Genomic DNA, 19,298 nt, shown 5'->3' with positions numbered 1-19,298 from the left:
TGTCGGACTCGGCACGATGGGCGCGGGCATCGTCGAGGTCTTCGCGCGCAGCGGGATCGATGTCGTCGCGGTCGAGGTCACCGACGAGGCGGTCGAGCGGGGCCAGGCGACGCTGGTCGGCTCGATCGACCGGGCCGTGGCCAAGGGCAAGCTGACGCCGGCCGCGCGCGACGAGATCTTCGCCCGGGTCGGCTTCGCGGTCGGCTTCGCCGCGCTGCACGACGTCGACCTGGTCATCGAGGCCGTCCCCGAGCAGCTCCCGCTCAAGCAGCGGATCTTCGCCGAGCTCGACCGGGTCTGCAAGCCCGGCGCGATCCTGGCCACCAACACCTCGTCGCTGTCGGTCACCGAGATCTCCGTCGCCACGACCCGGCCCAACCAGGTCATCGGCGTGCACTTCTTCAACCCGGCGCCGGTGATGAAGCTGGTCGAGATCGTCCGCACGGTGGTCACCGCGCCCGAGGTGGTGGCCGACGTCGAGGCGCTCTGCGCCCGGCTCGGCAAGACCGACGTGACGATCAACGACCGGGCCGGCTTCATCGCCAACGCGCTGCTCTTCGGCTACCTCAACCAGGCCGTGTCGATGCTGGAGGCGCGTTACGCGACCCGCGAGGACATCGACGCGGCGATGCGGCTCGGCTGCGGGCTCCCGATGGGCCCGCTGGCGCTGATGGACCTGATCGGCATCGACACCGCGTACGAGATCCTGGACACGATGTACCGCCGGGGCGGGCGCGACCGCCGGCACGCCCCCGTCCCGCTGATCAAGCAGATGGTCACGGCGGGCCTGCTCGGCCGCAAGACCGGGCGGGGCTTCTACACGTACGAGGGCCCGGGCTCGCCCAAGGTCGTGGCCGACGAGCTCACCGCCGCACCGGAGCCCGCCGGGTCGACCCAGATCACCACGATCGGCGTGGTCGGCTCCGGCGTGATGGCCCGTGGCATCGTCGAGGTGGCCGCCCGCGCGGGCTTCGACGTGGTCTCGGTGACCCGGGGCGAGGCGAAGACCGCGGCCGTCACCGCGGCGGTCCAGGGGTCGCTGGCCAAGGCGGTGGTGAAGGGCAAGCTGACCGAGGACGACCAGGCGGCGGCACTGGCCCGGATCACCTGGTCGCACCGGCTCGAGGACCTCGACGACGTCGACCTGGTGATCGAGTCGGTGGTCGAGGAGCTCTCGGTCAAGAAAGCCGTGTTCGCCGCCCTCGACGAGATCTGCAAGCCGGGTGTGGTGCTCGCCACCACCACCTCGTCGCTGCCGGTGATCGAGATCGCGATGGCCACCCAGCGCCCGGCCGACGTCGTGGGCCTGCACTTCTTCAACCCGGCGCCGGTGATGGCGCTGGTCGAGATCGTGCGCACCATCCGCACCGCGCCGGAGACCACCGCCGCGGCGGACGCGCTGGTGGCGGCGCTGGGCAAGACCGGGGTGCACTGTGCCGACCGGTCCGGTTTCATCGTCAACGCACTGCTCTTCCCGTACCTGAACGACGCGGTCCGGATGCTCGAGGCCTCGTACGCGTCGGCCGACGACATCGACTACGCCATGAAGCTGGGCTGCGGCTACCCGATGGGCCCGTTCGAGCTGCTCGACACGGTCGGCCTCGACGTGGCGCTGGCGATCCAGCGCGAGCTCTATCTAGAACTCCGCGAACCCGGCTTCGCCCCGGCTCCGCTGCTGGAACACCTGGTGACCGCGGGCTACGTGGGACGCAAGGCCGGCCGGGGTTTCCGCGACCACACTAACCTTTAGATGTGAGCCCCCGTCGCAACCGTCCGAAGCCCGATGACGGGCGTCCGCTGGACGACGAGTCGCTGCGGCGCGGCAGCTCGATCGAGGGCGACCGGCACGGCGAGTGGATGGTGCGGTTGGTGCCCGGTGGTGCCAGCGCGAAGGTCTACCGCTGCCCCGGTTGCGACCAGGAGATCATGCCCGGCACCGCGCACGTCGTGGTGTGGCCGGCCGACGAGCGCGGCGACCTGACCGACCGGCGGCACTGGCACAGCGGCTGCTGGCGGGCGCGAGACCGGCGCGCGCCGGGCGTGGTGCGGTCGCGCAACGCCCCCCGCTACGGCTGACCGAACTCCGCGAGCACCGCGTCGGAGAGTGCCGGCCAGAGCGGGTGCGCCCACTCGCCGAAGTTTCGGTCCGTCAGGCAGGCGCAGGCGAGGCCGGCCACCGGGTCGACCCAGAGGAACGTGCCGGTCTGGCCGAAGTGCCCGAAGGTGGCGGGCGAGTTGTCGGCACCCGTCCAGTGCGGGCTCTTGTGCGACCGGATCTCGAAGCCGAGCCCCCAGTCGTTGGGGTCCTGCCGGCCGTAGCCGGGGAGCACGCCGGACAGGCCCGGGAACGCCACCCCGGCGGCCTCTCGGGTCAGCGCCGGTGCCAGCGTCGGGTTCAGCAGCTCCCGGCCCAGCGTCGCCAGGTCGGCGATCGAGCCGGTCACCTTCGCCGCCGGTGAGCCGTCCAGCACCGTGTTCGGCATGTCGAGCTGGTCCAGCACCAGGTCGATCATCAGATCCGCGAAGCTGCCCTCGGCCCGCTCCGCCACGAAGTCGGCCAGCACCTCGAAGCCGCGGTTGGAGTAGATCCGGCGCTGGCCGGGCTGGCCCATCACCTGGTCGTCGCCGAAGTTGAGGCCGGAGGCGTGCGCCAGCAGGTGGCGGACGGTCGAGCCGGGCGGGCCGGCCGGGTCGTCGAGCGCGACCAGGCCGTCGTCGATCGCGGCCAGCACGGTCAGCGCGGTCAGTGGCTTGGTGACCGACGCCCAGGGCAGCGGGGTGTCCGGGCCGGTGCGGGCCAGGACGCCGTCCCGGTTGACGACGGCGACGGCGACGGTGTCCACCGGCCACGAGCTGACCAGGGCGAGGGCTTGCGAGTCGGGCACAGCGCAACGCTAACGGATTGCCGGCCGAGTCTTGTCCGGGCGGTCCTGGGTCTCTACGGTCGCTGAATGGCTCCTTCGTGGACGTTTGCTGTTGATCGTGAGGATCTGACCCGCACCAGCGTCGTCGACGGGCCGGTGCCCGAGATCGCCGACGGTGAGGCGTTGTTGCGGGTCGACCGGGTGGGGATGACCGCCAACAACGTGACGTACGCCGTGCTCGGTGAGTCGTTCGGCTACTGGCGGTTCTTCCCGCCGGAGCACCGCGGCATCGAGGCGGGGTGGGGGCTCGTGCCGCTCTGGGGTTTCGCGGACGTGGTCGCCTCGACCGTCGACGGCGTCACCGCCGGCCAGCGGGTCTACGGCTACCTGCCACCGGCGACGCATCTCGTGGTGCGGCCCGACCGGGTCGACGCGAGCGGCTTCCGGGACGCCAGCGCGCACCGGGCCGGGCTGCCCTCGCCGTACAACGCCTACCGGGTGACCACCGGTGACGGTGCGTACCGGGCCGACGAGGAAGACCTGCTGGTGCTGTTCCGGCCGCTGTTCTACACCTCGTTCATGCTGGCCGACTACCTGGCCGACAACGACTTCTTCGGCGCGACCACGCTCGTGCTCTCGTCGGCGTCCAGCAAGACCGCGTACGCCGCCGCCTTCGAACTGCATGGTCGTGGCCCGCGGGTCGTCGGGCTGACCTCGCCGGGCAACGTCGACTACACCGAGTCGCTCGGCTGCTACGACGACGTGCTCACCTACGCCCAGGCGGAGACGCTGACCCCGGTGCCGACCGCGTACCTGGACCTGGCCGGCGCCCCGGCTACCAGGCACGCGCTCCGCGAGCACCTCGGCGACCACCTGGTCCGCGACGTGGCGGTCGGGTTGACGTACCAGATCCCCAACGCGGGCAGCGCTGGCGAGTTCTTCTTCGCACCGACCCAGATGCGCAAGCGCGGCGAGGACTGGGGCCGCGACGAGCTCGAGCGGCGGTTCGGGGTGGCCTGGCGCCGGTTCGTCGACGCGCTGGGCCCGCGGGTCGACGTGCGGGTCGGGGACGGCCCGGAGGCGCTGGGCACCGCCTGGCAGGACGCGCTCGCGGGCCGCATTCCGGCCCAGGTGGGCCAGGTCCTGCGCCTATGAGCGGATCACCCAGCCTTGACCCGCTCGGTGAAGGCGGTCAGGTTGGTCAGCGCCCGGGCGATCCGCTCGTCGAGGGTCAGCGTCTCCTCGTAGCGGGTCAGCAGCATCTTCGGCTGGCGCTTGCCCCGCAGGTAGAGCGAGCAGGCCAGGTCGGAGCACAGGTATTCGCCGACGGTGTTGCCGTTGCGCCCGGCGGGGCCGGCCAGCGGCGCGACGAACAACGCCACACCGGAGGCGCCGTGGCCGGTCAGGCAGACCTTGCACATGCTCGACCGGGAGAAGGCCGACCTGCGCGGCTCGGGCCGGCGCAACAGGACGCCGGTCGGCCCGGACTCGCCGGGCACCACGAGCAGCGCGCGCAAGGGCGCCGACGGGTCGGTCCAGCCGAGAAAGTCGAGGTCGGCCCAGGGCACGGGCCCGGCCGGCAGTTTGATCCGGGCGGCCTCGCCCTTGCTGCAGTTGACGAACGAGCCCCGGATGGCGTCCTCGGTCAGCGGTTCCACGCCCGCGAAACTAGCCGCGACCGGCCGCGCGGTCACCCGGTTTTCAGCGGTCGGCGACCTGGACCTGGCTCTGCGCGAGCGAACGGCGGTGCCAGATCGGCACCGGCAGGCTCTCCGCCACGTCGAGGACGTTCTGGTCCGCCGTGACGGTGAAACCGTGCCGGGCCAGCAGGTCCGCCATCGCGCTCGGCGTCCAGGTCGACCGCCAGGGCTCGCGGGTGAAGACGCTGGTCTGGCCGGCGGACCGGGAGAGCGCCCGGCCCACCAGGAAGCCGAGCTTGAGGAACGGCACCGGTAGCTGGAAGTTGACGACCAGCCGGCTGCCCGGCGCGGAACAGGCGGCCACCGCGGCGAGCGTGGCCTCGACCTCGGCCGGGGTGAGGTACGGGACGACGCCCTCCCAGACCCAGGTGGTCGGCCGGTCGCCGAGATGCCCGGCCGCGGCCAGCGTCCGGCTGAGGTCGTCTTCGCGGAAGTCGACCGGCACGTACGTCGGGGCTCGGCCGGAGAGCACGCCGGCGCGGGACCGCTTGTCCTGTTGCGAGGCCGGCTGGTCGACCTCGAACACCGCGACCTCGGCGAGCTCAGGCATCCGCCAGGCCCGGCCGTCCAGCCCGGCGCCGAGGATGACGACCTGTTGACCGGGCCGGGCCCGCACGGCGTCGTCGATGGCCACGGTCCGCGGCACCATCAGCTCGGTGATCGCCTTGACCGTCTCGTACGCGACCCGGGTCCGCCATTCCTTGGGCGCCCGGCCGTCGCGTACCCAGACCACGGCTTCGCGCTCGTCGGCGCGCAGCAACGGCAGCGCGGTCGGATCACTGAACCGCTCAGGCGCCACCAGGCCGTGCGCGGCGGCGCGGCCCTGGCACACCAAGACAGCGGTGCGGCTCGCCCGCGGGTTCTCGGACATCAACTCGACGGTACGTCACCATTCGGCGAACGAACCGTCTTCCTGCCGCCAGACCGGGTTGCGCCAGGCGTGTCCGGCCGCGTCGGCCTGGCGGACCGCCTGTTCGTCGATCGTGATGCCGAGGCCCGGCGCGTCCCAGCGGGCGATGTGTCCGGCGACGATCCGCAGCGGCTCCGGGTCGGCCACGTAGTCGAGCAGGTCCGCGCCGCCGCGGTGGTAGTGGATGCCCATGCTCTGTTCCTGGATCAGGAAGTTGGGCGTCGCGAACGCGACCTGCAGGCTGGCCGCCAGCGCGATCGGGCCGAGCGGGCAGTGCGGCGCGAACAGCGCGCCGTAGGTCTCCGCGAGCGCGGCGATCCGGCGCACCTCGGAGATGCCACCGGCGTGTGACAGGTCCGGCTGCACGACGCCCACGCCGGCGGTCAGGGCGGGCAGGAAGCCGGCCCGGTCGTAGATCCGCTCACCGGTGGCCACCGGGATCGAGGTGCGGGCGACCAGGTCGCCGAGCAGGTGGGTCTGCTCCGGCACCAGCGGCTCCTCGACCAGCAGCGGTCGCAGCGGGGCGATGGCCGGCAGGATCATCCGGGCCGCCGGCAGCGTGGCCCGGCCGTGCAGGTCGACCGCCAGGTCGCGGTCGTCGCCGAGCGCCTCCCGGGCGGCGGCGAGGCGGCGCACGATCCGGTCGAGCTCGCCGCTGGTCGGCACGGGGGAGAGCCGGCCGCTCGCGTTCATCTTGACCGCGGTCATCCCGGCCTCGACGTGCGCGGCCACCGCGTCGGTGAGCTCGTCGGGCTCGTCGCCGCCGATCCACGCGTACACCCGGGCCTGGTCGCGGACCGCACCGCCGATCAGGGCGTGCACCGGCGCGCCGTAGGCCTGGCCCGCGATGTCCCAGAGGGCCTGGTCGAGGCCGGCGACGGCGCTGGAGAGCACCGGACCACCCCGGTAGAAGCCGCCCTTGGACAGCACCTGCCAGTGCTGCTCGATCCGCAGCGGGTCCTCACCGAGCAGGTATTCGGAGAGCACCTCGACCGCGGTCCGGACCACCTCGGCGCGGCCCTCGACCACCGGCTCGCCCCAACCGACCAGGCCCTCGTCGGTGGCGACGCGGACGAACAGCCAGCGCGGGGGTACGAGGAAGGTCTCAATCTTGTCGATCTTCAAGGTGGTTCCTCTCCAGCCTGGCCACGTCTTCGATGGCCTGGTCGAGCAGTTTGCGCATGGCGCGCGCGGCCTGGGCGGGGTTGTGTCGTCGGATCCCGTCGACCACTGCTTTGTGGCTGGGCACCGGATCGCTGGGGCCGTCCGTGCCGTGCACCATCCGGTCGCGTTCGGCCAGCCCCGTCTCGATCACCACCTCCATGCGCTGGATGAGCTCGTTGTGGGTGGCGGCGAGCAGCGCGCGGTGGAAGGCGAGGTCGGCGGCGACCGCGGCGAGCGGGTCGGACCCGGCGGCGGCCATGTCTTCCAGGGCGGCGTCCAGCGCCGCCAGGTCCGCCTCGGTCGCGCGGGAGGCGGCCAGGCTGGCGGCACCGGGCTCGACGATGCTGCGCAGCTCGTGCAGGTCGTCGAAGAGGCCCGGCCCGGGCGAGCGGGCGAACTGCCACCGGAGCACGTCGCCGTCGAGCAGGCTCCAGGCCGAGCGCGGGCGCACGAACGTGCCGCGCTTGGGTCGGGCGTCGACGAGTCCCTTGGCGGCCAGCACCCGCAACGCCTCGCGGAGCACGGTGAGGCTGACGTCGAACTCGCTCTGCAACGCGGTCAGGTCGAGGATCGCGCCCTCGGGGAGCTGGCCGGTGAGGATCCGCTGCGCGAGCACCTCCACCGTCTGGCCGTGCACGCCACGCGCCGTGTACTGCTGCATGTCTCCCCTTAGGCCGATGCTTTGGTGGCAGTCCAACCGCCGTCGACCACCAGGCTCGCGCCGGTCACGTAGGCCGCTTCGGGTGAGGCGAGGAACGCGACCGCGGCGGCCACCTCGTCGGGCGTGCCGAACCGCTTGGCCACCGTCTCGGCCACACTGCTCGCGCGGTCTTCCGCGGACACCCAGTCCCATGCGGCGGTCATGATCGGTCCAGGTAGGACGGTGTTGACCCGCAGCGCCGGACCATACTCCACGGCGAGCTGCCGGGCCAGGGCCGTTAGGCCGCCCTTGGCCGCCGCGTACGCCGGACGTCCGGGCAGGCCGACCAGCGCGTGCACCGACGAGACCACGACGACGCTGCCGTCGTGCGCGGTCAGGTCGGGCAGCAGCGCCTTGACGCCGAGGAAAGTACCCGTCAGCGTGACCGCGATCTGCCGGTTCCAGGACTCGAGGCTGGTCTGCCCGGCGGGCAGAACGTCCACTGTGTACGCATTGCTGACCAGCACGCCGACGGGCCCGAACCCGTCACTGGCGGTAGCCGCGACCTGAGCCCAGTCGGCCTCGTCGGAGGCGTCCGCCAGCAGTGCGTGCGCCCGCCCGCCGGACGCGCGGATCGAGTCCGCGACCTCGTCCGCCGGCCGCACGTCGGTGAGCACCACCGCGGCGCCCTCGGCCGCCAACCGCCTCGCGCAGGCAGCGCCGATGCCTCCGGCCGCACCCGTGACAATCGCGGTGCGACCTGCGAAGCGACCCGCCATGCGCCAAACCCCCTTGGTCACGAAGTCTTCATTAATTACGAAGATATGTTGACAGGCCATTGACTGTGTTGCAACCTCTTGGAAACACGACTCCCCCGTTTCCCCTTTGCACTGCGCCGACCGAAGGTCCAGGCGCCTTAGAAAGTACGGAGGCTTCGCATGAGTTCTGCACCCTTCAGTCGCCGCGGGTTCCTCGCCGGGATCGGCGGTATCGGTGCTGCTTCGCTTCTCGGTGCTTGCGCTACCGGCAGTGACGACAGTGCCGGTGCCGCCTCTTCGACGCTGACCTTGCAGTCTTCGCTTTCCGACCCCGATCCCAAGGCCGCGCTGACCAAGGTGGTCGAGGGCTACGGGAAGACCCCGGTCACCCTGAACACCATCGCGATCGAGACGTTCCGGGCGCAGCTGCCCACCTACCTCAACTCGGGCAACCCGCCGGACGTGCTGACCTGGTACGCCGGCTCGGTGGCCCGGGACTACGCCAGCAAGGGCTTCCTGCTCGACGTGTCCGACCTGTGGACCGGCAGCGGGGCGTGCGCCAACTTCTCGCCCGCGCTCAAGGAACTGTCCACTGCGGACGGCAAGCAGATCTTCGTGCCCACCAACTACTACTGGTGGGGCGTCTTCTACCGGAAGTCCGCGTTCCAGGAGTGGGGCGTGCAGGTCCCGACCACCTGGGACGAGTTCATCGCGGTCTGCAAGACCATCAAGAGCAAGGGCGTCGCGCCGATCAGCATGGGCACCGGGTCGACCCCGTGGGTCGCCTCGGGCTGGTTCGACTACCTGAACCTGCGGATCAACGGCGCCGAGTTCCACCGCGAGCTGCTGGCCGGCAAGCACTCCTTCGACGGCCCCGAGGTCAAGACCGTCATGGACCACTACCGCCAGCTCGTCGAGTACATCGACCCCAAGGGCCGGTCGTACTCGTGGCAGGACGCGGTCACCCCGCTGACCTCGAAGAAGGCCGGCATGAACCTGATCGGCGCGTTCATCACCTCCGGCGTGCCGAGCGATGCCGTCGACGACCTCGACTTCTTCCGGGTGCCGATCATCGACCCGAGCGTGCCGGTCGCCGAGGAGGCCCCCACGGACGGCTACTTCGCCAGCGCCAAGTCGAAGAACACCGCGGGTGCCAAGGAGCTGCTGTCGTACCTGGCGTCGGCGCCGGCCCAGCAGCAGTTCATCCAGCTCGCCAAGTCGTCGAACCTGCCCACGTCGCAGGCGGTCGACACGAGCACCTTCGCACCGCTGGTGCAGAAGGGCATCAAGCTGCTCAACGAGAGCAAGGCGATCACCCAGTTCTTCAACCGGGACTCCAGCGACGAGCTGCAGACCACGGCCGACACCGCGCTGACCAAGTTCCTGGACAAGCCCGGCGACGTCAACAAGATCCTGGCTGAATGGCAGGAGTCCGCGAAGAAGGTCCTCGGGTCGTGACCTCGGTGGCGGCACCACCACGGCGCAGGCGCACGGGCCTGCGCGCCGTACCCAAGGTGATCTGGTTCTTCCTGCTGATCCCAGCCGCGGTCGAGGTCGGCATGGTGTTCTGGCCGGCGGTCAACAGCTTCTACCTGTCGTTGACCGAGTGGAACGGGCTGGGCGCTGCCCAGCCCGTCGGGCTCGACAACTTCAAGAACCTGTTCTCCGACGAGATCTTCCGCGGCGCCCTGTGGAACAACGTCATCTGGGCGGTCGGCTTCGGCGGGCTCTCGGTCGTGGGCGGGCTGGCACTCGCTGTGGCGCTCAACCGCCCCCGCCGCGGCGTCGGCCTCTACCGCAGCGCGATCTACCTGCCGATGGTGTTCTCGCTCGCGGTGACCGGCCTGTTCTGGCGGGTGCAGTACCAGCCGGACGGCACCATCAACACGCTGCTCGGCGCTATCGGCCTCGAAAGCGTCGAGCGGCAGTGGCTGGCCGACCCGGACACCGCGCTCTACGCGGTGCTGATCGCCGCGGTCTGGCGCCAGGTCGGCTACGTGATGGTGCTCTACCTGGCCGGGCTGAAGAGCACCGACCCGACGCTGGACGACGCGTCCGCGGTCGACGGCGCCGGTGCGTGGCAACGGTTCCGCTTCGTCACCTGGCCGCAGCTGCGCGGCGTCAACACGGTGGTGTTCGCGGTCACCGTGATCGACTCGCTGCGTACCTTCGACATCGTCTGGGCGATGACCCAGGGCGGGCCCTACCACTCGTCCGAGCTGCTCAGCACGTACATGTTCCAGCAGGGCTTCACGTTCCTGAACCTGGGCTACGCGTCGGCGATCGCCGTGGTGATCTTCGTGCTCGCACTGATCTTCATCATCACGTACCTGGTCCGGGCCACCAAGGAGGAGATCGCCTGATGTCCACCGCGACCCTCAAACGCCGTCGTGGCTGGGTTTTCCACGCCGTCATGGCGCCGCTCACCCTGCTCTGGGTGGCGCCCATGGTGTTCGTCGTCGTCCTGGCGTTCCGGTCGTTCGACGACATCGCCGCCAACGGCACGGCCGCCTGGCCGGTCTCGTTCGGCCTCGAAGGCTTCCGCGAGGCCCTCGGCCGGGGCACGATGGGCCGGGCACTGTGGACGAGTGTTCAGGTGACCGTCCCAGCCGTGATCCTCAGCCTGCTGCTCGCGTCCTGGGCGGCGTACGCGCTCGCCCGGTTCAACATCCCCGGCCGGCGGGCGATCCTGCTCACGATGCTGGCCGGCAACCTGCTGCCGCCCCAGATCCTGCTGATCCCGGTGTCGCGGGTGATGGAGTCGCTGGGCATCTACGACACGCTGTTCGCGTTGGTCACGATCCACGTGGGCTTCGGTCTCGGCTTCTACACCTTCGTGCTGCACGGCTTCATGCGGTCGATCCCGGGTGAGCTGACCGAGGCGGCGCGGATCGACGGCGCGGGCCCGGTGCAGATCTACGCGCGGATCATCATGCCGCTGTGCCGGCCGTCGCTGGCGGCCCTCGGCGCGCTGGCCACGACCTGGATCTTCAACGACCTGATCTGGGCGATCACCGTGTTGCGCACCGAGGCCAAGCTGCCGGTCACCGCCGCGCTGCTCAACCTCCAGGGTGGGTACGTCAGCAACTGGAACGTGGTCGCGGCCGCCTCGGTGATCGCGGCGGTGCCCACCGCCATCGTGTTCTTCGCCTTCCAGCGCCACTTCGTCTCGGGCCTGCTGATGGGATCCAACAAATGACGACGCCGATGACCATCTCGTTGTGGGACTTCACCTGGTACACCCGCACCGGGCCGGGCGAGCCGTTCGCGGACCTGGGTTCGGCGTTCGCGGAGGCCGTCGAGCGGGGTTACGACACCGTGCGCGTCTGCGCGATGCCGTACCTGCTGTTCGGCTCGGGGCTCGACACCTCGGCGTTGCGGTTCACCGGGCTCGGTGGCGAGTTCGGGCAACGCACCCGCTGGTACGACGTGCCGGACGGCCCCGCGCTCGACGGCCGGGCCCACCTGCTGGAGCTGTTCCGGCAGGCCAAGGCGCACGACTGCCGGATCATCGTGTCGAGCTGGGAATACCAGCAGAGCCCGTCGTTCGGGGTCGACGACGCGTGGCACCGGGCGATGCAGGCGGTGCCGCGCGCCTCGCGTGCCGTCGCTCTGGCCGACGCCCACGCCGACCTGGTCGACTTCGTGCGCGCGGCGGGTCTCGACGACGTGATCGCGTACGTCGAGCTGCACAACGAGGTGCAGTACAGCGGGCTGCACGCCGGCGAGGGCGTGGTGGGTCTGCGCGACTCGCTGGAGCTCGGGATCGACCGGTTCAAGCAGCGGCACCCGGCGGTGCCGGTGACCGTCAACTACGCCCGCGTGCCGGTGGGCGAGATGCGCGGGCTGCCGCGCAACATGGACGTCGCGGTCTTCCATCCCTACGTGTACGGGGTGCTGGGCCAGCTCTACGAGGAGTTCGCGCTGCGCGACACGGCTAAAGCCTTTCCGCAGGACCGGGCCTTCCTCGAGCTGTTGCGCGACGGTGCGCCCAAGCTCGAGGACTGGCGGCCGCCGGCGTCGTGGAAGAGCGAGGCGACGATCGTGCCGCACCGCGAGATCTACACCCACGACTGGTGCGACCCTGACAAATGGGACCGCTGGCTGTACGACCGCTACGCCGAGCACCGGCACGCGATGCGGCAGACGATGGACACCTGGCTCGAGGTGGCGGCCGACCACGCCGCCGCGCGGGGCATCCCGCTGGTGTTCGGTGAGGGCTGGGTCGGCTACACGCCACTGCACGCGAACTTCGAGGAAGGCCCGGTCGGTGCGGAGATCTGCGCACACGCCGTGCGTACCGCCCGGGACCTGGGCGCGTGGGGGACGGTGGTCTGCTCCAACGCGGCGCCGCACCACCCGATGTGGCAGGACGTGGCCCTCCAGCAGCGGCTCAACGCGGAGTTCCGGAACCGCTGAAACCGGGTTGCCGGGCTCGGGCACCGTTGGCATGCTCCGGCGTGATGACTGACGAACTCCTGATCCAACATGATCGACAGGTCCGTGGCACACTCGCCGCCCGCTTGCCGAAGTCCTGGAACGCCGAGTGGGACGGCCCCGCCCTGCTGGCGCGGACGCCGTTCCGCTCGATGGTCTTCGCCCAGGATCTGGACGATCTCAGCGTCGCGGACCTGGACGCGTTGATCGCCCGGGTCCGCGACCGCGGCGAGACGGTGGAGTGGAAGACCTACGGGCACGACCGGCCGGACCTCGTCGACCGGCTCCGGCTGGCCGGCTTCGTGCCTGAAGACCAGGAGACCGTGCTGGTCGGCCTGGCGACGGACCTGGTCGGCGCCGGCGAGGCACCCGACGGGGTGACCATCCGGCTCACGAGCGACCTCGCGGACCTGCGCCGGATCGCGGCCATGGAGACCGCGGTCTGGGGCACCGACCTCTCGTCGCTGGCCGACGACCTCCGCGACCGCATCGAGGCCGCGCCGGACGACCTGGTCGTCTTCGTCGCCGAGGCCGCCGGCGAGGTCGTGTCGGCCGCCTGGATGCCGATCTTCCCCGGCACGGAGTTCGCGGGACTCTGGGGTGGCTCGACGCTCGCGCCGTGGCGGCGCAAGGGCATCTACCGCGCGCTGGTCGCGCGGCGGGCCCAGGTCGCCACCGAGCGCGGCATCCGCTACCTGATGGTCGACGCCTCGGACGACAGCCGCCCGATCCTGCAGCGCCTGGGCCTACGCGCGGTCACCACGACCACGCCCATGGTCTGGACGCCGAAAACCGTTTGACGGCACCGATAATCTGATCCTCCGTACCTCGGGCCAGGGGGCCAACCCTCCGCCACCCGGGAGTACCTCATGCGTCGGGCGCCTGCCCTCTCGTTCCTGCTCGTCACCGTCTTCGTCGACATGCTCGGTCTGGGCATCGTCGTGCCGATCGTGCCCGCCCTGATGCTGGACCTCACGGGGCGGTCGGCCGACGCCGTCGCCTGGTCCGGGCTACTCGGGTCGATGTTCGGCCTCGCGCAGTTCGTGACAGCGCCGCTGCTCGGTCGGCTCGCCGACCGGTACGGCCGCCGTCCTGTGCTGCTCGTCGCCCTGGCCTGCCTCGGGCTCGACTGGGTCGGGCACGCGCTCACCCCGACGGTCGGGCTGTTGCTGGTCTGCCACGCGCTCGCCGGCGCCTGCGGTGGCACCGCGACGGTCGTCAACGCGTACGTCGCCGACGTCACCCCGCCGGACCGGCGCGCCCACGCCTTCGCGCTGGTCGGGTCCGCGTTCGGGCTCGGCTTCGTCGCCGGGCCCGTGATCGGCGGTCTGCTCGGCGCCGTCGACCCGCGGCTGCCGTTCTGGGCAGCGGCGGGCCTGGCCTTCGCCAACGTCGCGTACGGCTGGTGGGTCCTGCCGGAGTCCCGGCCCGGCGACCGGACCACGCCGCTGAGCCTGCGTGCGGCCAGCCCGTTCGCGGCGATCGCGGCTGTCGCGCGCCGGCCCGTGCTCGGCCGGCTGATGCTCGCCCGGTTCTGCGCCGACGTCGCCCGGATGACGCACCAGGCGATCTGGACGTTCTTCGTCGTCCACCAGTTCGCCTGGAACACGGTCCAGGTCGGCGTCACGATGTCGGCGGGCGCCGTCGCCGGCGCCGTCTTCCAGGCGCGGGCGGTCGGCCGGATCGTCGGCCGCCTCGGCGACCGGCGGGCGGCCGTCGTGGGCAGCCTGTGCGGCGTGGTGGCGTTGGGCGGCACCGCATTCGCGTCCAGCCCGGCCACGATCTACCTGCTCCAGGCCGTCGGCGTGCTCGGCGCCGTCGGTGCGGCCGCCGGCCAGTCCTGGCTCTCCCGGGTGACCGGGGCCGACGAGCGGGGCACGGTCAACGGCGCCCTGACCGGCGTCGCCGCCGTCGCCGAAACCACGGTGCCGCTGCTGGCCGGCGCGGCGTTCGCCTGGTCACTGCATCACGCCGCGCCGGGCGCGGTGTTCGCCGGCGCCGCCGGGTTCGCCCTGGTCTCTACCGTGCTGTTCGCCCGCTCATAGCTCGCGGCCAACCGCGAGCACTTCGTCGACCGCGGCCGGGATGTCCGTTACCGGGAAGATCGTGTGGCGGACCACCCGGTCGCGGTCGGCGACCAGCACCAGCCGCTTGAGGCGCTGCTGCTGGGCGATCCGCACCGTCGGCAACCGCAGCGCCGCCGTCAAAGCCAGGTCCACATCGGACAGCAAGGGGAACGGGATCCCTTCCTCGGCCGCGAACGTGGCCTGCTCCTCGGGACGCTGGGTGCTCACGCCGTGCACGGCGACGCCCGCCGCCCGGAAGGCCGGCAGCCGGTCACGGAACAGCCGGTTCTCCAGGGTGCAGCCGATGGTGCCGGCGATTGTGTCCCAGCCCGCCGGCAGGGGGTTCGGGCTGCCGGTCGCGGGATACGCGAACAGCACGGTCGGGGCCGGGTCGAGCACGTCGCGCTCCGCTCCGGTCGACGACGGCAGCGACAGCGGCGGCACCCGGGTGCCCAGCAACGAACGGACCCGGTCGTGCTCGGCACCCGCCGGCGGCGCGGTCGCGGTCAGCGTGCCGTCACCGAGCAGCCAGCGGTCGGCCCAGTCCTGCATGCCGACCAGCACGGGCAGGAACGCCTCGCCGCGTGCGGTGAGCCGGTACTCGTAACGGGCCGGGCGGTCCTGGTAGGGCAGCCGGGACAGCACTCCGTGCTCGACCAGGTGGCCCAGCCGCTCGGTCAGCACGCGGCGGGACACCGCCAGCTCCGCGACGAGCTCGTCGAAGCGGTGGTGGCCCCGCGCTACCTCGCGCAGCACCAGCAGGTTCCACCAGTCGCCCATGATCGAGGCGGCCTGCGCGATGCCGCACGCCTCGTCGACGGCACGTACCCGAGCGGTCACCGCAGCCTCCCTCGCACACCAGACCTGTACATCTTGAGCGCCAGCCACTAAGTTCCCAAGTGAAACTGACTAAGTTCCACATTAAAACTTAGGAGGAACCTTGGCCACCGCCCTGCCGACGCTGCGGCGTAACTGGCTGGTCACCATGCGGGCGTACCAATGGACCTACTTCGTCGGCACGCTGGCCACCGGGATCCTCACGGTCGGCCTCGCCTATCTCGCCTTCCACGCGATCGGGGGTGGCCGGGCCGGCGGCGGTTTCGCGGCCGCCGCCGGCACGGCCGACTACCTCGGCTACGTCACCGTCGGTGCCGCCGCCTCGATGTTCACCGTCCGGATGGTGCTCTGGGTGGCCAAGGCGCAGATCACGGAACAGCGCGAGGGCACCCTGGAGAGCCAGGTGCTGGCCCCCGCCCGGCGGCTCCCGTACCTGGTCGGCGTGGGTCTGCAAGCCCTCACCACGACGGTGGTCGAGGTCGTCGTGATGCTGGCCTTCGCGATCATGATCGGGGTACGCCTGCCGGCGCCCGACCCGGTCACCCTGCTCGCCGCGTTCGTGGCGGCCTCCGTCGCGGTCTTCGGGATCTCCGTGCCGCTGAGCGCCATCATGATCAGTGTCGGCGAGGCGCACATCACGCAGAACACGCTGTTCGTCGCCATGGGCCTGCTGTGCGGCTTCACGTTCCCGCCCGCGTACCTGCCCGACCCGCTCCGCTGGCTCGGTGAGGCCCTGCCGGTCACCTCCGCGCTGCGGGCCCTGCGCGCGGCGACCCTCGACCACGCGCCGCTGTCGGTCGCCGCGCCGGACCTGTTGCTCTGCCTGGCCCTGGGCCTCGCCTACCTCGCCGTCGGGCTCCGCCTGCTCGGGCCCGCCGAACGCATCGCAATCCAACGTGGAGGATCAGCGTGATCGTGACGCACGAGCTGCGGAAGAGCTTTCCCGCGCAGCGCAAGCTGTTCCGGCCGGCCGGCCCCGCGACCGACGCGGTCGACGGGCTTTCGCTGTCGATCCCGCCCGGCGCGGTGACCGGCCTGCTCGGGCTCAACGGCGCGGGCAAGACCACCACCATCAAGGTGCTCGCGACCCTGCTGCGCCCCACCTCCGGATCGGTCACCGTGGACGGTCTGGACGTCGTCGACCACGCCCGCGAGATCCGGCGCCGGATCAACCTGATCGCCGGTGGCGAGCGCATGGTGTACGCGCGGCTGACCGGCCGCGAGAACCTCTGGTACTTCGGCCAGCTCTACGACGTGCCCCGCGCCGTGCTGGGCACCAGGATCGACGAGCTGCTGGAGCTGGTCGGGCTGACGGACGCGGCCGGCACGCTCGTCGAGCGGTACTCGCGCGGCATGCGGCAGCGGCTGAGCATCGCCCGCGGCCTGATCAACGCCCCCGCGTACCTGCTGCTCGACGAGCCGACCCTGGGCCTGGACGCGCCGATCGCGCGGGACCTGCGCGCGGTGGTCGCGAACCTGGCCCGCGACGGCGTCGGCGTGCTGCTCACCTCGCACTACCTGGCCGAGGTCGAGCAGCTGTGCGGGCACGTCTACGTGGTCGACCACGGCCGGCTGGTCGCCGAGGGCAGCCCGACCGCGCTGACCGCCGGCACCCGCCTGCCGCACACGGTGGAGCTGACCCTGGCCGAGCACGCGCCGGCGGTCAGCGCGGCCGTCGCGGCGCTCGGCGCCGAGTTCGAGGTCGGCGTCGACACGGAGGAACGGCCGACCTTCCTGCTGCGCAGCCCCGAGGACCTGGCCGGCGAGCTGGCCACCGCGGTGGTCCGGGCCGGAGGCGCGATCGTCCGGCTGGAGGTCAACCCGCCGACGCTGGAGGACGCGATCCTGGCGATGGCCGGCACACCGACCTCGGTGGCAGCGCGATGAGGGCCGCCCTGCGGGTGTTCGCCGCCGAGGGCCTCAAGCAGCACCGCCGGATCTTCGGCAGCAAGCTGGTCGTGTTCTCGATGCTGCTGTGGCCGGTGCTGACGCTGGCGACGACCTACTACACGGTGCTGCCGGTGACCGAGGCGCCGGGCGCGGCGGAGCGGTGGCCGCTGGTCGCGCAACCCGGGCGGCTGCTGGCGTTCCTGGCCGCCGGCGCGCTCGCGTACACCTTCTTCTTCTCGCTCGTGCAGTCCGCCTGGCACTTCTCGTGGGAACGGATCAGCGGCACGCTGGAGGCGATGTTCCTGACGCCGGCCAGCCGGATGGCGCTGGTGCTGGCCAACGGTTCCAGCGCGCTCGTGCAGAACGCGTGGCTGTTCGGGTGCTTCGGGCTCGCGGCCGCCGTTGCCACCGGCACGCTGCACCTGGCCCACCCGGGCATGCTCGCGGTGGCCGCGCTGGCCCTGCTGGTGCCCGCCGTCGCCTGGGGCGCGTTCCTCAACAGCCTGCTGATGTTCAGCCGCGACTCGGCCTTCCTCTACACGCTGCTCGACGATCCACTGTGGTTCATCGCCGGCGTACGCCTGCCGCTGTTCGCCCTCCCGGTCTGGATCAAGGCGATCGGCTTGGTCTTCCCGCTGACCACGAGCCTGGTCGTGCTCCGCGGCGCCCTGCTCGACGGCAAGGACGTCGGCGACCTGGCCGGCCACCTGACGTTCCTCGCCGTCCTCTCGGCGGTGCTGCTGGGCGCGACGGCCCTGCTCCTGCGGGTGGGGGAGCGGCACGCCCAACGCACCGGCTCGCTACAGCTGTTCTGACCGGAACGCCGCGACGTTGCGCCGCGCCCAGTCACCGAATCCGCCGGGCGAGCGGCCCAGGATCTCCGCCACGTGCGGGCTGACCCGCCGCTCGGCGTCGGTCGGCGTGCCGAGCACGGCCAGCGTGCCCTCGACCACCGGCGCGGGCATGAAGCCGAGCATCCGCTCGCGTGCCGCGTCCCGGGACAGTTCCACGAACCGGACCGGCTCGCCGAGCGCGGCGCCGATGGCCGCCGCCTGCGCGCGGGGTGTCACCGTGGCCGGTCCGGTCAGCTCGTAGGTCCGGCCGGCACCGGCAACCCGACGTCACCGAACGGTGCGGCCACGGTGCGCTCCGCCCGGACCGACGCGGCCCAGCCGAACGCGTTGGAGGCCAACCCGGCGGCGCGCAACACCGTCCACTTGAGACCCGATCCGGCGACGGCGTCCTCGATGACCCGCAGCGGCGCGTACGCGGCTGATCCGGGTCGCGTGCCGACCGCCTGCGAGGAGAGCAGCACCACCCGCTCGACGCCGCCGGCCTTCGCGACCGCGAGGAGCGCGTCGATGTCGAGCCCCGCGCCGACACCCGGCACCAACAGGAAGAGTGCGGCGGCCCCGTCCACCGCCGGCTTGAGCGTCTCGGGCTGGAACAGGTCGGCGGGCGGCAGTGTCGTCCGGGACACCGCCGTCACCCGCTCGCCCGCTTCGGTCAGGGCCCGCACCAGCGGACGGCCGACGTTACCCGTCGCCCCGGTCACCACGATCATCGAAAGCTCCCCGATGTCCTGCCGTCATCCGCGCCTGGTGCGCGGCGGCGGAGCGACGCTAACATCGCGTTGATAGTAGGTACCTAGAGGAAAGTGGCTATCGCATGCAGCCCAGCGCCGCGCCGGAACAGGCCTGCCCCATCTCGCCGGTGGTCGACATCGTGTTCAGCCGCTGGACGACGCCGATCCTGTGGACGCTCAACTACCACGGCCGGCAGCGCTTCGTGGAGCTGGAGCGGCGCATCACCACGATCACGCCGAAGGTGCTGACCCAACGACTCCGCCAGCTGGAACGCGACGGGTTGGTGATCCGCACGTACCACGCGGAGATCCCGCCCCGGGTCGAGTACGAGATCAGCGACCTGGGCCGGACCCTGGCGCCGCTGTTCGCCCACCTCGCCGACTGGGCCACCACGCACCTCGACACCGTGGACGAGGCCCGGGCGGCCTACGACGGCACGCGCTGAG

General features: G+C 71.5%; 22 protein-coding genes. 13 read left to right on the top strand and 9 right to left on the bottom strand.

Annotated features, from left to right (window positions below):
* Positions 1 to 16: 16 nt before the first annotated feature.
* Entirely contained in the window at positions 17 to 1,750 is a 1,734-nt protein-coding gene (locus tag CHC05_RS08105) for a 3-hydroxyacyl-CoA dehydrogenase family protein (RefSeq protein ID WP_425426727.1), read from the top strand.
* A 47-nt stretch (positions 1,751 to 1,797) separates the two neighbouring features.
* Positions 1,798 to 2,076: a hypothetical protein gene (locus tag CHC05_RS08100; protein WP_089247444.1), complete on the top strand. Its 279-nt coding sequence runs from the start codon at positions 1,798 to 1,800 to the stop codon at positions 2,074 to 2,076.
* Here CHC05_RS08100 and CHC05_RS08095 read toward each other — a convergent pair.
* Positions 2,067 to 2,885, bottom strand: a complete 819-nt coding sequence (locus CHC05_RS08095) for a serine hydrolase domain-containing protein (RefSeq protein WP_218824488.1) — start codon at positions 2,883 to 2,885, stop codon at positions 2,067 to 2,069. The genes CHC05_RS08100 and CHC05_RS08095 overlap by 10 nt on opposite strands.
* 66 nt (positions 2,886 to 2,951) lie before the next feature.
* Between CHC05_RS08095 and CHC05_RS08090 the strand changes: the two genes are divergently transcribed.
* Positions 2,952 to 4,019, top strand: coding sequence for a DUF2855 family protein (locus CHC05_RS08090; protein ID WP_089246382.1), 1,068 nt, complete (start codon positions 2,952 to 2,954; stop codon positions 4,017 to 4,019).
* A gap of 5 nt (positions 4,020 to 4,024) precedes the next feature.
* Here CHC05_RS08090 and CHC05_RS08085 read toward each other — a convergent pair whose 3' ends face one another.
* Genes CHC05_RS08085 through CHC05_RS08065 form a run of 5 tightly spaced genes read right to left on the bottom strand, consistent with a single transcriptional unit; the run spans position 4,025 to position 8,057 of the window.
* Positions 4,025 to 4,522, bottom strand: a complete 498-nt coding sequence (locus CHC05_RS08085; RefSeq protein WP_089247440.1) for an FBP domain-containing protein — start codon at positions 4,520 to 4,522, stop codon at positions 4,025 to 4,027.
* 43 nt (positions 4,523 to 4,565) lie between these two features.
* Positions 4,566 to 5,435 (bottom strand): class I SAM-dependent methyltransferase, encoded by an 870-nt coding sequence (locus CHC05_RS08080; protein WP_089246380.1) that lies wholly within the window; start codon positions 5,433 to 5,435, stop codon positions 4,566 to 4,568.
* Between the two features lie 15 nt (positions 5,436 to 5,450).
* Positions 5,451 to 6,599: a galactonate dehydratase gene (gene dgoD, locus CHC05_RS08075; RefSeq protein WP_089246378.1), complete on the bottom strand. Its 1,149-nt coding sequence runs from the start codon at positions 6,597 to 6,599 to the stop codon at positions 5,451 to 5,453.
* Positions 6,580 to 7,299, bottom strand: a complete 720-nt coding sequence (locus CHC05_RS08070; RefSeq protein WP_089246376.1) for a FadR/GntR family transcriptional regulator — start codon at positions 7,297 to 7,299, stop codon at positions 6,580 to 6,582. The genes dgoD and CHC05_RS08070 overlap by 20 nt, the downstream gene beginning before the upstream one ends.
* Before the next feature lie 8 nt (positions 7,300 to 7,307).
* The gene (locus tag CHC05_RS08065) at positions 7,308 to 8,057 is read right to left on the bottom strand and encodes an SDR family NAD(P)-dependent oxidoreductase (protein WP_089246374.1); all 750 of its coding nucleotides are present in this window, start codon (positions 8,055 to 8,057) and stop codon (positions 7,308 to 7,310) included.
* A 159-nt stretch (positions 8,058 to 8,216) separates the two neighbouring features.
* Here CHC05_RS08065 and CHC05_RS08060 point away from each other — a divergent pair, with 159 nt between their 5' ends.
* From CHC05_RS08060 to CHC05_RS08035, 6 genes are all read left to right on the top strand, one after another.
* The gene (locus CHC05_RS08060; protein WP_089246372.1) at positions 8,217 to 9,494 is read left to right on the top strand and encodes an ABC transporter substrate-binding protein; all 1,278 of its coding nucleotides are present in this window, start codon (positions 8,217 to 8,219) and stop codon (positions 9,492 to 9,494) included.
* The gene (locus tag CHC05_RS08055) at positions 9,491 to 10,399 is read left to right on the top strand and encodes a carbohydrate ABC transporter permease (protein ID WP_218824487.1); all 909 of its coding nucleotides are present in this window, start codon (positions 9,491 to 9,493) and stop codon (positions 10,397 to 10,399) included. The genes CHC05_RS08060 and CHC05_RS08055 overlap by 4 nt, the downstream gene beginning before the upstream one ends.
* The gene (locus CHC05_RS08050) at positions 10,399 to 11,235 is read left to right on the top strand and encodes a carbohydrate ABC transporter permease (RefSeq protein ID WP_089246368.1); all 837 of its coding nucleotides are present in this window, start codon (positions 10,399 to 10,401) and stop codon (positions 11,233 to 11,235) included. Before CHC05_RS08055 ends, CHC05_RS08050 begins: the two co-directional genes overlap by 1 nt.
* Positions 11,232 to 12,455 (top strand): cellulase-like family protein, encoded by a 1,224-nt coding sequence (locus tag CHC05_RS08045; RefSeq protein WP_089246366.1) that lies wholly within the window; start codon positions 11,232 to 11,234, stop codon positions 12,453 to 12,455. Before CHC05_RS08050 ends, CHC05_RS08045 begins: the two co-directional genes overlap by 4 nt.
* Positions 12,456 to 12,499: 44 nt before the next feature.
* Positions 12,500 to 13,273, top strand: coding sequence for a GNAT family N-acetyltransferase (locus tag CHC05_RS08040; protein ID WP_089246364.1), 774 nt, complete (start codon positions 12,500 to 12,502; stop codon positions 13,271 to 13,273).
* 69 nt (positions 13,274 to 13,342) lie between these two features.
* Positions 13,343 to 14,518 (top strand): MFS transporter, encoded by a 1,176-nt coding sequence (locus CHC05_RS08035; RefSeq protein ID WP_089246362.1) that lies wholly within the window; start codon positions 13,343 to 13,345, stop codon positions 14,516 to 14,518.
* Here the strand turns inward: CHC05_RS08035 and CHC05_RS08030 are convergent.
* Positions 14,513 to 15,379 (bottom strand): winged helix-turn-helix transcriptional regulator, encoded by an 867-nt coding sequence (locus CHC05_RS08030; protein WP_245870714.1) that lies wholly within the window; start codon positions 15,377 to 15,379, stop codon positions 14,513 to 14,515. The genes CHC05_RS08035 and CHC05_RS08030 overlap by 6 nt on opposite strands.
* Before the next feature lie 100 nt (positions 15,380 to 15,479).
* Between CHC05_RS08030 and CHC05_RS08025 the strand changes: the two genes are divergently transcribed.
* From CHC05_RS08025 to CHC05_RS08015, 3 genes are read left to right on the top strand one after another with little or no spacing between them, the layout of a single operon-like run.
* Positions 15,480 to 16,289, top strand: a complete 810-nt coding sequence (locus CHC05_RS08025) for an ABC transporter permease (RefSeq protein WP_089246360.1) — start codon at positions 15,480 to 15,482, stop codon at positions 16,287 to 16,289.
* On the top strand, positions 16,286 to 17,263 hold the full coding sequence (locus tag CHC05_RS08020) for an ABC transporter ATP-binding protein (protein ID WP_245870713.1): 978 nt from the start codon (positions 16,286 to 16,288) through the stop codon (positions 17,261 to 17,263). Before CHC05_RS08025 ends, CHC05_RS08020 begins: the two co-directional genes overlap by 4 nt.
* Positions 17,260 to 18,081, top strand: coding sequence for an ABC transporter permease (locus CHC05_RS08015; RefSeq protein WP_089246356.1), 822 nt, complete (start codon positions 17,260 to 17,262; stop codon positions 18,079 to 18,081). Before CHC05_RS08020 ends, CHC05_RS08015 begins: the two co-directional genes overlap by 4 nt.
* Here CHC05_RS08015 and CHC05_RS42340 read toward each other — a convergent pair.
* Together CHC05_RS42340 and CHC05_RS42335 are read right to left on the bottom strand one after the other, a co-directional pair.
* The gene (locus CHC05_RS42340; RefSeq protein WP_245870712.1) at positions 18,067 to 18,336 is read right to left on the bottom strand and encodes a Rossmann-fold NAD(P)-binding domain-containing protein; all 270 of its coding nucleotides are present in this window, start codon (positions 18,334 to 18,336) and stop codon (positions 18,067 to 18,069) included. The genes CHC05_RS08015 and CHC05_RS42340 overlap by 15 nt on opposite strands.
* Before the next feature lie 14 nt (positions 18,337 to 18,350).
* Positions 18,351 to 18,830: an SDR family oxidoreductase gene (locus CHC05_RS42335; protein WP_245870711.1), complete on the bottom strand. Its 480-nt coding sequence runs from the start codon at positions 18,828 to 18,830 to the stop codon at positions 18,351 to 18,353.
* Positions 18,831 to 18,934: 104 nt separating this feature from the next.
* Between CHC05_RS42335 and CHC05_RS08005 the strand changes: the two genes are divergently transcribed.
* Positions 18,935 to 19,297 carry a winged helix-turn-helix transcriptional regulator gene (locus CHC05_RS08005; protein ID WP_089246354.1) on the top strand — a complete coding sequence of 121 codons (363 nt, stop codon included), beginning with the start codon at positions 18,935 to 18,937 and terminating at the stop codon, positions 19,295 to 19,297.
* The last annotated feature ends 1 nt before the right edge of the window (position 19,298 follow it).

Origin of the sequence: Asanoa hainanensis (genome assembly GCF_900188485.1) — a bacterium.
Classification (GTDB): Bacteria; Actinomycetota; Actinomycetes; order Mycobacteriales; family Micromonosporaceae; genus Asanoa; species Asanoa hainanensis.
Note: the sequence above shows the minus strand (reverse complement) of the source record. Positions and strands in the feature narration are given on the sequence as shown.